11 protein-coding genes are annotated in these 12941 nt (G+C 38.7%); all 11 read right to left on the minus strand.

The genetic code is table 11. The features are described 5' to 3' along the window. Nucleotides 1–52: 52 nt before the first annotated feature. Nucleotides 53–1042 carry a hypothetical protein gene (locus tag WBL83_RS19985; RefSeq protein WP_424590765.1) on the minus strand — a complete coding sequence of 330 codons (990 nt, stop codon included), beginning with the start codon at nucleotides 1040–1042 and terminating at the stop codon, nucleotides 53–55. Continuing rightward, complete coding sequence (locus tag WBL83_RS19990) at nucleotides 1032–2189, minus strand: glycosyltransferase family 4 protein (protein ID WP_424590766.1); 1158 nt, start codon at nucleotides 2187–2189, stop codon at nucleotides 1032–1034. Before WBL83_RS19990 ends, WBL83_RS19985 begins: the two co-directional genes overlap by 11 nt. Beyond that, nucleotides 2186–2758, minus strand: coding sequence for an acyltransferase (locus tag WBL83_RS19995; RefSeq protein WP_424590767.1), 573 nt, complete (start codon nucleotides 2756–2758; stop codon nucleotides 2186–2188). Before WBL83_RS19995 ends, WBL83_RS19990 begins: the two co-directional genes overlap by 4 nt. Then, the gene (locus WBL83_RS20000) at nucleotides 2751–3836 is read right to left on the minus strand and encodes a glycosyltransferase (RefSeq protein WP_424590768.1); all 1086 of its coding nucleotides are present in this window, start codon (nucleotides 3834–3836) and stop codon (nucleotides 2751–2753) included. The genes WBL83_RS19995 and WBL83_RS20000 overlap by 8 nt, the downstream gene beginning before the upstream one ends. Then, the gene (locus tag WBL83_RS20005; RefSeq protein WP_424590769.1) at nucleotides 3826–5049 is read right to left on the minus strand and encodes a hypothetical protein; all 1224 of its coding nucleotides are present in this window, start codon (nucleotides 5047–5049) and stop codon (nucleotides 3826–3828) included. Before WBL83_RS20005 ends, WBL83_RS20000 begins: the two co-directional genes overlap by 11 nt. Before the next feature lie 3 nt (nucleotides 5050–5052). Beyond that, nucleotides 5053–6267 (minus strand): oligosaccharide flippase family protein, encoded by a 1215-nt coding sequence (locus WBL83_RS20010; RefSeq protein WP_424590770.1) that lies wholly within the window; start codon nucleotides 6265–6267, stop codon nucleotides 5053–5055. Between the two features lie 174 nt (nucleotides 6268–6441). Beyond that, nucleotides 6442–7551 carry a glycosyltransferase family 4 protein gene (locus tag WBL83_RS20015; RefSeq protein ID WP_424590771.1) on the minus strand — a complete coding sequence of 370 codons (1110 nt, stop codon included), beginning with the start codon at nucleotides 7549–7551 and terminating at the stop codon, nucleotides 6442–6444. A 79-nt stretch (nucleotides 7552–7630) separates the two neighbouring features. Beyond that, a complete protein-coding gene (locus tag WBL83_RS20020) occupies nucleotides 7631–9778 on the minus strand; it encodes a polysaccharide biosynthesis tyrosine autokinase (protein WP_424590772.1) in 2148 nt (715 codons plus the stop codon). A 23-nt stretch (nucleotides 9779–9801) separates the two neighbouring features. Then, nucleotides 9802–10236 (minus strand): protein tyrosine phosphatase, encoded by a 435-nt coding sequence (locus tag WBL83_RS20025; protein ID WP_424590773.1) that lies wholly within the window; start codon nucleotides 10234–10236, stop codon nucleotides 9802–9804. 2 nt (nucleotides 10237–10238) lie between these two features. Continuing rightward, the gene (locus tag WBL83_RS20030) at nucleotides 10239–11372 is read right to left on the minus strand and encodes a polysaccharide export protein (RefSeq protein WP_424590774.1); all 1134 of its coding nucleotides are present in this window, start codon (nucleotides 11370–11372) and stop codon (nucleotides 10239–10241) included. A gap of 73 nt (nucleotides 11373–11445) precedes the next feature. Next, nucleotides 11446–12543 carry a UDP-N-acetylglucosamine--undecaprenyl-phosphate N-acetylglucosaminephosphotransferase gene (gene wecA / locus WBL83_RS20035; RefSeq protein ID WP_424590775.1) on the minus strand — a complete coding sequence of 366 codons (1098 nt, stop codon included), beginning with the start codon at nucleotides 12541–12543 and terminating at the stop codon, nucleotides 11446–11448. Nucleotides 12544–12941: the final 398 nt, after the last annotated feature.

Genomic DNA, 12941 nt, shown 5'->3' on the forward strand with positions numbered 1-12941 from the left:
ACACACTAAATTTATAACAGTTACTAATTTGTGGCATCCATTTATAACTCCCTTATTTACGCATAAAATCAAGCCAGCAAAGATTATCAGAATTAAAAGCCCCCAATGCATAACCATCAGAAAGGCCTGAAATATTACAGATATAAACCTTAGAAATTTTATAATCCATTATGACATTGTCATGAATGTCATAATGCCATCCGGTTAACGCGCGAATATCAAAAGCTTGTGATCTTATAAAAATACCACGATTGGTGTTTTGGATTTCATTGCCGTAAATGAATACATTGCTGATAACAGATTTCAATTTAGATTTTATACTAACAACAATTGCAGCCTTTCCGCCAATGTTTGAAAAGACATTATGAGAAATCGTGATATTGTTCACCACATGTTCTTTATTCCTGTTGGGTTCTATATCAATCGCCCCAGGCATATCTCTTCTGGTGGTATTGTGGAATTGATTTTTCGTAATGCTAATATTATTGCCATCAATGATACTAATCGCATTTCGATTATTTTTTGTTATTCCATCAAAAGTCGATGAACTAATAGAAATGTTTTTGTTATGCTTACCATGAAAACCTAGATAAATACCATCCCCTCTAAAACCAGAGAGATTAACATGATTAATATCAACATTACTGGCACCAAACAGTTCAATCAAATGTACGTGCTCAGAAAAACCTAACGTCGCGACATTGCCTTGCAAAGACAGATCCTGGATCGTTAGGTTATTGGTTTCGTTAAAGCTTTGATTGGTTATCAAACTCTCTGGATTAGAATTTTCGCGACCATCTTCAATAACAGATTTCCCTTCCCCTGCACCAATAATTAAAACATTACTTCCAATTACTATTGCTTGCTTGAAAATACATTTACCGCTTGTAAGATGTAATCTGACATCATCCAGAACCAATTTCTCATTAATAACAGTTTCATTATTATCTTTTGAGCAATTCAAAATTAAGTCTTGTTGTTCTGCGTAGCCATAACCCATTTTGAATATTAGAAGCAGAAATAGCATTAATCTAACTTTCATTAAGCACACCTGCACAATATGATTTGAAAAAATCATAGCGTTTAATAGCGAGCGCTCCTGAATCGAACCTTTCCGATGTTTTTATTGAGGATTCAACGCATCTATTAAACTCACTCTCATTCTCAACAAGTCGGGCAATAATATCAGCCAGAGACGCATAATCTCCGGGTTTATGAAGGTACTCAGATGTGACTAACTCTGGCATACCCCCCGCAGTGCTCAGGACGACAGGACACGCTCTGGACATCGCTTCAATAACAGAGCGCGGCAGTCCCTCCTGGTTACTCGGTTGCACATAAATATCAGTTGTATCTAAAAAGTTGTAAATGTCTTTTCCCGGTTTGATATTGCCTAAAAAAAAGACTTTATCTGTAATCTTCAACTCATTTAAAAGAGCTTCGTTTTTATACTTTTCCCCACCACCAACAATGTGCAATGAGATATCAATATTTTTATTGGCTAAAATATTCAAAGACTTATAGATTGTATCGAATCCTTTATGAGGACTGTCCAACGAACCAATCAGTCCGAGTCTTACCGCTTTTTTAGGATGTGTTTTAACTATTCGTTCTTGATTTGAATTGAGCAATTCAACATTGGATGCCGCAATCGAGCGATTGTTAGGATAGCGCTTTTGCAGAAAATGATCGGTGACGTAGATAGCTCCCCATGCATTCTTAATCGCCAGCCTGGTTCTCATAGTCAATAAAGGTGCATATAAATACCCTTTTACTGATTTGTACCCAGTCATGGCATCCCAGGGACAGGCAACGACCTCCGCTATATATTTCTTCCCAAGTTCGCGAGCGATTCCAGCGACCATAATGCCTATTTCACTAGGAAGGCGGACAACAATACCATCAGCACTTTTTATTAAGGCATAGAGTTCATCAATTCTCTTTTTATCTTTCAGAAACAAACCTGATAAAGACGATTTGTTTTCCATCTTGAAAAAATCGATGTTTTCGCCATCAGATACTGACCAGTTGGTGGCGACAGAGTCCATTTCTTTATAACGGCTAACAACGCTGATGCTATCAAAATGATTAAAATATCTTCGAAATGAAACATAGGGCAATTTTCCAGCCGAATATACCTTTCCTTTTACATGGTAAAAATAGTGATCATGGGCAAATACCATCTTCATAAGATATCTTTCCGCTTTGTCGAAGGAATGCCGGCATATAAGCCACTGGACAAATTATGTTTAACCACCGAATTTGCGCCAACGACGGTATCTGAGAAAATCGTCGCCCCAGCCAGAACCCTTACTCCACATCCGATCCAAACATTGGAGTGAATTTCTACAGGTTTCATAACGACATGTTGGTATTTGAAAGGAACAGCACTTTTCACATATGAATGTTCGAATGTTAAAATAGAGGCTCCGTGAGCAATGGATACATCGCTCCCAATAGATAATTCACCTATCCCATCAATATAGTTGTAGTCATGTATACTGACATTATCACCAACCTTGATGTTTTGAATATTCTTAATAATGCACCATCGGCCTATATATACATTATCACCACAATACTTTGCCAATGAACTGAATGTTATATACCGCAGAACAACGCCAGGTTTTCCAGGTAAACCCGAGAACATGGACATTAATGTCACTCTTATTGACCTGGGAAGGATAGAAACGCTCTTTACTATTAATTTAATCAGCCATTTCCATCGACCGAATTTCTTTCTGCCTGTTTCACGCATTATAAATCTCTTCTATCGATCGAATATTATTTACAATTGAATATCGGCCTGAACAAATGTCTGCGTTAACACTCTTCTGTTTATTTTTACTGCATAGATCCTGTATTTTCTCTATCCACGCAGAAGGATTAGAAATATCTATGCTGTAATAATCACTCGTCAAGCATACTTCAGCAGGGATCGATGATGATGCAATAACTGGCAATCCAGCAGCTTGTGCTTCTATCGCCGCTAACCCCAAACCTTCGTTGTGCGAAGGGAATAAAAATAAATCTGCGACGTCACGTAAAATCCGTAATACATCTTGAGATACCCCCGCAAAAAACACCCGGTGCCCTACATTCAATTCTTTTACAAGTATCATTAATTCCTTGTAAAGGTTTCCGTCACCGACAATTAAAAGTTTATATTTTTCATCAAGTTGGGGTAGTAATTTGATTAAAAAAGATTGATTTTTTACCGTAGTAAGTCTTCCAACGTTGATTAAAACAAAATCATTCACGTCTAATTTAAATTGCTTCCTGGTTAACTTTTCATCTATTCTCAATAAATCTGAAAAGTCTTTACCGCACGGTATGATGCTGACACCATCGATTTTCCTGTAGTGGCAAAGTGCTGACTCTCTACTCACTGCAGACTTATAGTTTGAAAAAATGTTAGTCAGGAGTATTTGCATGTTAATTAATACTTTGCCTGCAAATCCTTTATTATTATAAAAACCACTGCGATCGCTATGTGAATAAGAAACTCTTTTATCGACACCGCAAACTGTGGAAACTAATGAGACTATTCCATTCGTAAAACTGACATGACTATGACATATATCTGGATTTACTTTTTTTATAGTTGTATATAAATCTTTAATATAATTCAGTTTATTTTTGGGTGATGATATGTGATATATTTTGCAACCTAGATCAATCAGATGCTGTTCGTAATATCCCTTCTCGGGCCTGTCAACAATGAAATGATATTCATAATCTTGATGAGTCTTATTAACAAAATCCACGAGCCATGACTCTATTCCGCCAATATTGAGTTGCCCCAACACATGCAATATTTTTTTCCTAGTCTTCATTCAAACTCTTTCTCATTAACAATAAAAGTGAAAGCATTACCATTGGGATAATTAATAGCTGCTTTCTAAACATAGCATCCCCAGCCCGCCCTAGTTCATAACTTCCTTCCTGGTTGTCAATAGAATAAAAACCAACCAAAGTCATAATTGCGGAAAATATGAAAACGACGATAAAGGAATTAACTAAAAGTGAATCAAATATAATGCTTTTAATATTTACCAATTTAACCAACAAATACACGGCAACGCCGACAGTACAAAGTGCTGGGATCAATGTAAAACTTGAGTAGTTTGCAATTTGCATTGGATTTGGCGCAAGATACATAAAGCCAGAAATGAGAGGCCAGTTAAATATTACAGCCAGATCTTTTAACGTAAAGTAAGAAATAATAACAGCAGTAACAAGAAGAGCGAGTTTAATATATTTTTTATAATCAGTAAAATACAGGCTATATAGTATAGCCACAAATGGTGAGTACGGTCGTAGTAAAATGCAATAAGAAAACAATACCATTGACGCTATAAATAGAAATAACTTTTGTCGGAAAGAATTACATGACAAAAATTTGATAATGGTTATACATAACAAAAAACACAACATCATGATGAAGATATCTTTCCCCATCACGCTCGAAAAATAGGTTATCGTTGGAGACAATATTATCAACACGACTATATAGAAAGAATATTTATCTGAATGTAAATAGCTAAAAATTTCTTTAAGCGTAAAAACCAATAACATTTTACATATATTATTGAGTATAACTATATAGTAAACATTCTTTGATGGCATCAATAGATAAAAGTAATGCACTGGAATGCCAAAAATAAAGTACGATCCTGGACCACTGAGAACACCATTATCCTGGTTTTCACTTACTCTAAAAATCCCATCTCGTAAAATGTCAGAAATACTGTTGTAGGATAGTAAAAAATCATAATATCGAGTGGCATCTAATCCTGGCATGATATCAAATTGATATACGCACACCATGCTATAAAACCATGAGAAAGCTAAAGACAGTGCAACTACACTCACTCTAAATTTATCTTCTACTTGCAGGATAAATGGGAGTTGTATGAGTAATGAAAAGAACAAAAACACACAAATAGAAATTTGTGGATCAAAGTTAGATAAAGCATTAGTGACAAGTGAAGCGATAAGTAAATTACAGATGCCAATAGCTAAAAATTTAGAATAAAAAGAGTTCAAAACTCACTCCACATTTTGAAAATTTAACTTCCTGAAAATCGCAATGTATATAAGGACTGAGATTGCTATATTAGAGACCAGCAATACCATAGGGATATAAAATATATTTAGTTTTAGGCATACAACATAGAGCAATATGGCGTGAATCACTCCGCCAGTAAACGTACAGTATGATATCTTTTTATTTTCATTGAAATACATGCACGTCGTTGCCATGATCATATAAAACCCTTGCGATAAAAATGCTGGTACCATCAAAAAAGATATATCTTTCACATAGTCATAGCCTTTGCCTGTAATGATTTCGTATAACTGATGAGGAAGAAAATATGATAAAACCGTTACTAACAGGCTAAGTAGCAAGTACTTAATAAATATGGAATTAAAGAATTTCAAATCATATTTATGATTTTTCAGATTTTCATATACATGTGGTGTCATAGCCTTATTAATGGCCATGAGTATCACTGTGATGAATACGGTAAGCTGAAATGCTGCTGAATAGTTACCTAATAACGACTTTGAAAAAAACTTCGCTATTAATATCCTGTCTAATCCTGAGCGAGCAAAAAAACTTAAATTATGTATGATTAATGGAAAACCAAATAAAAACATTCTCTTAATAGCGACTGTAATATCTTCCTGCGTGCTGACATTGAAATACCGCCTGCTCAAGTATATCGAGATGAGTATCGATACCAAATAACTTGCAGAAACAGCATAAACTCTCAATTTGTATGTGATTGGCAGATAAGCCAATAGCAGGAGGGTAAGCACAAATGAAATAATTGCGTTTGAAACCTGTATAACTAAATATTTCCTGGCTTCCTTGCGCGCTTGCTGCTGTGATAACAGATTAGTATATATACATTGTAGAGAAGTCGTTAAGACAGCAAGCAGAAAGATAGCATTAGAAAAAAAGATTGCCGAAATGAACAAAAACAATATGGTTATTAATAACACTATTATTACTGAGGCATTAAAATAATCACTATCTTTTAAGCCATCAGGCACAAAGTAAAACTGTATTACGGCTGAAGAAGTATTGATACCTATGAATATAAACAATATTGACACATAAGTATTAAATAGTGATATGTCACTGTATCCTTCTGGCCCTAAAGCTCTTGATAATATAGGTAGGAGAACAAAAGGGAAAAGCTTTACCAATAGCTCCCCGCCAACATATATCAATGTATCACTTGTTATCTTGCGCATTATGTCCTGCTAAAATTTGGTGATGATTTTAAACAAAAAAATAGGGTGCCAACATTAAAATCTAATAAGATCAATTTATGCTAGTTATGCATATCAGTTTCATCACCAATATTTAATTTACTAATAGAAGCTATGACATGTTATTTCATTGAGAGATTATTATTATGAGTAGTTTTAGCTAGCCCCATTAATGATCTGCATATACTTATTGATAACGATTCTTTCATCAAAAATCTTCTCAATGATTTTCCTTCCTTCCATTCCAAGACTTAGTCTTTCTTGATGGTTAACATTTATGACCTTCTCCATGGCCTCAGCTAAAGAGACAGGATTTTTCTTTTCACATAAGAAACCGTTAACGCCATCAAACACAACATCACGACAACCCACGTTATCTGTGGCTATCAGGGGTTTCCCCATAGCGGCAGCTTCAAGCAAGGAACGAGGCACACCTTCTCTATAGTATGAAGGAAGCACCACACAGTCGTAATGCTCGACTATAGAAGCAACATCGTCACTGGTTCCCAAATAGTTAATAATATGCCGTGAATTACACTCAATTAGATTTTTTTCATCAATTGAATTGGGATTGTTGTGGTCTATAGGGCCAAGAATGGCAAACTCTACATTATTATATTTTTTTTGTAGAATTGTTGCTGCTTCAATATATTCTGGCACACCTTTCTGTTTTAAAAGGCGAGCAACAAGAAGAAATCTTACTTTGTTATCATCCGGAGATGGCTTTACAAAAAACTCTTCCAGGTTAACGCCTGAACCGGGAATGTTTTTTGCCTTATGCTGTGGAACAATCTTATGCTTTAAGAAGAAATTGAGGTCTTCGTCATTTTGGAAGAAAATCGTGTTAGTTGCCAGGTTAGACACTCTATATGCAAGACTAACAATTTTTGTTAGCAGGTTGTTTTTAATAAACACTGCTCCCAATCCTGAAATGTTATTAATGACCTTTGCTTTACAAGCCCAGGCACCAATACTGCTGTAGATATTAGCTTTGGGTGTAAAATTTAAAACAATTGAAGGTTTTTCTTTAAAATAAATCATACCATATTTGATTATGGTCTTCATTTCCTTAAAGATATTGCGCCCTGCTCGGTCAATATCAATTCCTATGTGACGACACCCCATAGAGATTAGTTTATTTTCATACCCATCCTTAGGTGTGATAACAATAACCTCATGACCTTTTTTTAGTAGTTCAGAGATTGTTCCTTTTCTAAAATTAAACACATACCACGACGTATTCGCGGAAATAACAATTTTTTCCATGATAGTTCCATTATCTATGAGAGGATAACAACAGGATTTATATTATTGGAGAGTGATTATTTGATAACGCTTGAGGATATTACTTATATTCATAACTCCCATATTCGTAATAATTGCTGGCTCTTTTCTCAACACCATTAAATATGACGCCACTGATGGTCAAATTATTTTGCGAGAAACGCTTCGCGGATACTTCTATTTCTTTCAAGGTATTTTTTTGGAAGCGCGCGACAAGCATTGTGGTCCCTGCATATTTAGCTGCGATGCAGGCGTCACTGACTGCCAATACCGGAGGAGTATCTATAATGACCAGGTCATACTGGCTCGCAGCCCATACCATGAGATGCTTAAAGTTAGCATTCATTAATAATTCAGAAGGGTTGGGTGGGATTTTGCCTCGGGAAATAAAATCCAGGTTTTCAATTTCGGTCTTTTGTACCGCTTGATCAAAGCTTTTTCTACCCACTAATACATCTGACAAACCATCTTTTTCATGACAACCCAATACGTGATGTACCTGCCCTTTACGCAAATCAGCATCGATTAACAATACTTTCTTACTGGACTGGGCAATCACTGCTGCAAGGTTGCAACTTACGAAGGTTTTACCGGCTTCCGGTGTTGCGCCGGAAATAAGCAGTATATTATTTTCTGCCTGTAACATGGCAAAGTGAAGACTGGTACGCAGACTACGAATCGCTTCTACAGATAAATCTGTCGGATTGTCTTCGGCAAGTAACGTCACCGAACGAACCGACCGGTTTTTGTTCTTCATTAGCTTAAGGTTTTTCTCCTTGAGCCATTTAGATACAGGGATAGTGGCATAAACATTCAATCCCAGATTTTCAATCTCTTCACCGCTTTCAATACCCGTATGAAGCAATTTGTTCAGCAGACATGCCGCAATTGAAATGAATAGTCCTGACACCAACCCGAGTATTACTATTAAAAACTTTTTAGGTGATATCGGTTTTTTCTCTGCAATGGCATTATCAATGATACGAACATTACCTACTGTGCTAGCTTTGTTAATATTAAGTTCCTGTTGTTTATTCAATAACAACATATAGACTTCCTGACCAGACTGCACGTCACGCGTCAGACTTAATATTTCCTGCTGAGTTTTTGGCATGTTACCAATGCGGGCATTGAGTTTTTCACGTTCTTTTAACAAAAGGGATTTCTTTTCCAAAAGAGTACGATACGCAGGGTGGTCGCGTGTATACAGTTTTGAGATTTCCGCTTCTTTAAACGTTAATTCATTAATTTGTGTTTCCAAAGCAACGGTATTATCCAGTACAGATTTTGCTTCAAGAGACAAATCAACGGATTCATTCTTCTGACGGAATAGATTTAATTTATTTTCAGCTTCATCCAGTTTGGCACGAACTTGTGGGAGTTGCTCTTTCAAGAAATCCAGGCTTTTTGCCGCCTCTTCAGATTTACGCCCCACGTTTTGCTGTAAGTAATTATTGCTTATACTATTTAATATCTGTGTTGCCTGCCTGGCGTTTTCCCCTTTATAGGTCAGCTTCAGCATACCGCTGTCTTTGCTCAAATCCGCTACTGAGAAATTATCAAGCAATTGATCAATAGCAGTACGCTTATCAAGTTTAGTAATTTCAAAGGTGGTATTGGCTGGTGCATCGATTTCACTCACCAGTAGATTCATATTTTCTTTTACGAGTAATTCGCCGGTCTTACCTTCAAAAGTTTCATCATCAACTGTGATGCTGTAGCGCGATGGCGAAATCACGGTAAGTGTAAAAGAATTATCCAGTAATTCATTAGCTACTGTCAGGCGCGAAATGGCTATTTTGCCATCATGATGTCCTGTCAGGCGCGCCAACCCTTTACCGATTAATGGGAAATGTTTCTCATGTACGACAGTATCTAAGGCCAGGTCATCGACTGTTTGACCCAGAACCATACGTGATTGTAATAACCCAATTTCAGTCTGAGATTCTGGTTTGCTATCAGGTAAAATTTCAGAAAGTTTACTTAATACATTACTACCAGAATTCTGCTCTACTTGTATTAATGCATTAGCGCTATATATTGGTGTTGCCAACAAAGCATAGGCTATTCCCGCCATAGTAAATAGCAAAGTGATGGCGGCAACTTTCCATTTATTATCAGCTAATACGCCAAATGCATTTTGTAGATCTAATTGCTCTATTCTGTTTGTATGGTTATTTTTATTAGTATAAGAAATTTGCTCAGACATTTAACGACATCTCATTACAGTAACTATTTCTTTAATGCCAGAACCCAACGCGCGGTGCTTTGAGCCAGCTGTGTATAAACCAGTTGGTACATGTCTCGGCTTTTTTTGTAGGGGTCGCCAATTTCAAGCTGGTTCTGCCAGTGCCCCATTAACATGGTTTTGCCACTGGCCTCTGGGTAACTTTTTTTAATTCGTTCGAGGTGGGATTTTTCCATCACCAGGATAAGGTCGTACTGCATCGCGAGTTCTGAAGAAAATGCCTGAGCACAATGTCCATCCAGGGATAAACCATGTCCGGCAGCAACTTCCGCGGCCATTGGATTTGCCCCCTCCCCAACTAATGCACCCAACCCTGCTGAATCAATCTTTCTATCCGGCAGAGCCTGACGTAATAACCGCTCCCCAGTCGGGGAACGGCATATATTGCCAATGCAAACCACTAATATTGAATTGAACATAATTACCAGTTCTTAATCATGCGAACGGTTTCAGTCATGTCATTAATCCCTGTAATAGTTGGGACTAACTGACCCAGAACGCGATTCCAGCGGGTAACAGGGGCCGTGGTGACATAAACAATGTCGTACGGTTGCAGTTTGAATTCGGTTCCCATAACCATGGCAGCGGCATCAGAAATATTCAGTTGGTAGATATTCGCTATTTTGCCGTCGCTATTTTTACCGCGGGTTGAGCGGATAACGAAAATACCCGTCGCATCAGAGGTCATCTGGTCGATACCCTCCGCGTTGCCCAAAGCTTCGGTCAATGTCATGCCGCTGCGGTCCATTTTCAGGGTGGTTTGTTTCTTCACTTCACCCATCACGAACACTTTCAGGTCATCGTTACGCGGTACGAAAAGAATGTCGCCGTTGACCATCAGGCGGTTCTGCTGCAGATCGCCATTTTTCATTAGCGCCTGGAGAGAAATACGTTCGTCTTTGCCGTTATGGGTCAGAACCGCATTATTCCAGTCCGCATTTTCAGCCAGGCCACCGGCCTGGTTGATGGCATCCATAATCGTTAACGGCACGTTGGTAATGGCCAGTTGACCGGAATGGGCAACTTCACCGGTCACATAGGCTTTTTGGGAACGGAAAGCAGCAACGCTAATATCGATTTGTGGAGATTCAATATAAGCCGCCAGTTTACGGGTCAACTCTTCGCGTAATTCAGCCAATGTGCGGCCAACCACTTTGACCTTGCCCGCGTACGGGTAGAAGATTGTGCCGTCTGACTGCACCCAGTTACCGGTATCTGATGCGCTACGGTACTGGCCAGCAGGCGTTGTCAGTTCCGGGTGATCCCAGACTGTGACCATCAATACATCACCCACACCAATACGATATTGATAATCCTGCACCTCTTGTTCGAGCTGCGAGTTAGTACGCGCGACCACTGGCGTTGGGCTGAGTGATTCAATCAATTTTGGGGTAACGGCGTAGACGTTAACCTTGTCATTGATATTCACTGAGTCGTCTTTATTAACGATGGTCTTACCGGAAGTGGTGAGGTTACTGCCAGGAACAATCGTGCAGCCACTGAGCAGGACAGCTGAAATCAATAACGGCACAGCTGCAAATTTTACAATTATCATGTTGGTCACTTGGTTTATCGAAGTGTTTAAAACCCAGCGACACTGGGCTTTTACATAGAGAAAATGGGAGGTATTAGCGGTGGCTGACCGGTACTTCTACATTCACAGGACGAGACGATTTAAGTTGAACTCTCATATCCGGGTGCCGCTGTTGTAGCTTAGAGTTGACGGCAAAATAGCTGGCAAATACGCCGATAAACAAAGCCAGTGAAAGCCACTCAGAAATACCAATGATGGAAAGTACAATTCCGACACCCGCAAGTGTTGCGGTCAGCAGTGAAGCAAACACAACCGTCTGGCGGCCTGTTAACCCGCTGCGTAATAAAATATGGTGTAGATGATCGCGATCTGGATGGAATGGGCTTTGCCCACGACGCAAACGGCGCACCATAATTGTCACCATGTCCATCAAAGGCAGCGCAATCAGCCACAACGCAGTCACGGGTGCCATTGCGGCATCGTTGTCCTGGCTGCCGAGCATGACTAGCCACAGCACCGAAAAACCAATCACCATGCTGCCTGCATCACCCATGAAAACTTTTAGGCGTTTGCTGCCGAAGAAACCCATGTTGAGCATCAAATAAGGGATCAAGGCGACTATCATTAACAGGCACCACATGCCGTGAATTTGTTTCCCAGCCAGTAAGAAGACCACCATTAGCGCTGCGAATATCACGCTGGATACAGAACCGAGCAAACCATCCACACCATCAATCATATTGAAAGCGTTGATAGCGGCCCAGGTAGCAAACAGCGTCACCAGATACCCCAGCGGGCCAAGCAGCAATTCTTGTTCGCCTAGCAAGTGGCCGAAGGTTTGCAGGTGAAGTCCATCGACCATGAGAATGACGGCAGAAAGTGCCTGAATAACCACTCGTGGAGCGACTGGAAGGTCAAAACGGTCATCGGCAATGCCGACAAAAAGCAGCAACGAAATACTCAGTAAATAGCTAAGAAAATGCGCTTCGGTTTGGGGCAATAGTTCAGGTCTGAACAGATAACAGATGGCAATGGCGCAATAGAAGGAGATCCCGCCCACCAGAGGTATTTCACCTTTGTGTTGTTTACGCCCACCGGGCTTGTCCACCAGGCCACATTTTAAGGCCACGATTCGAGCAATAAGGAGCGAGGTCATTGCGGCCAAAAAAATGATGATGATTTCTTTACTCATGATGGTAATACCTTAATTCCTTTTAACAACGCTACCGCCCATGGCGAACGTGGAAATAACCACGTGCCATTACAGAAATTCAGACTGTGCACACATCACAATAACCACATCCATGTGGTTAATTGAGTCTTAAGAAGAGTGAATTTCGCGCATTCTATTACAGGAAATTATTGGGAGCAAAAAAGCGCCAGAGTGATATTGATTCATAAAAACCTCAAGATAAGGCTATATTTACAAATAACATTCACTTATAAAACAACGACATAGATGGATTATATTAATAAAGCACAACATTTTTAAATTTCTAAATAAATGAGATTGAGTGATTTTTAATTATCGAATAATTGTATATTGATGCTTTGGTTTCTATATTTAAATAAATTACAACCTGAATGTAA

The sequence above is a fragment of the Buttiauxella sp. genome, from assembly GCF_049686335.1.
Taxonomy (GTDB): Bacteria; Pseudomonadota; Gammaproteobacteria; order Enterobacterales; family Enterobacteriaceae; genus Buttiauxella.

Bases quoted from the DNA above. Each gene is read 5' to 3' on its own strand.
- WBL83_RS19985 (WP_424590765.1), bottom strand. From the start codon at position 1,042: ATGAAAGTTAGATTAATGCTATTTCTGCTTCTAATATTCAAAATGGGT.
- WBL83_RS19990 (WP_424590766.1), bottom strand. From the start codon at position 2,189: ATGAAGATGGTATTTGCCCATGATCACTATTTTTACCATGTAAAAGGA.
- WBL83_RS19995 (WP_424590767.1), bottom strand. From the start codon at position 2,758: ATGCGTGAAACAGGCAGAAAGAAATTCGGTCGATGGAAATGGCTGATT.
- WBL83_RS20000 (WP_424590768.1), bottom strand. From the start codon at position 3,836: ATGAAGACTAGGAAAAAAATATTGCATGTGTTGGGGCAACTCAATATT.
- WBL83_RS20010 (WP_424590770.1), bottom strand. From the start codon at position 6,267: ATGCGCAAGATAACAAGTGATACATTGATATATGTTGGCGGGGAGCTA.
- WBL83_RS20015 (WP_424590771.1), bottom strand. From the start codon at position 7,551: ATGGAAAAAATTGTTATTTCCGCGAATACGTCGTGGTATGTGTTTAAT.
- WBL83_RS20020 (WP_424590772.1), bottom strand. From the start codon at position 9,778: ATGTCTGAGCAAATTTCTTATACTAATAAAAATAACCATACAAACAGA.
- WBL83_RS20025 (WP_424590773.1), bottom strand. From the start codon at position 10,236: ATGTTCAATTCAATATTAGTGGTTTGCATTGGCAATATATGCCGTTCC.
- WBL83_RS20030 (WP_424590774.1), bottom strand. From the start codon at position 11,372: ATGATAATTGTAAAATTTGCAGCTGTGCCGTTATTGATTTCAGCTGTC.
- wecA (WP_424590775.1), bottom strand. From the start codon at position 12,543: ATGAGTAAAGAAATCATCATCATTTTTTTGGCCGCAATGACCTCGCTC.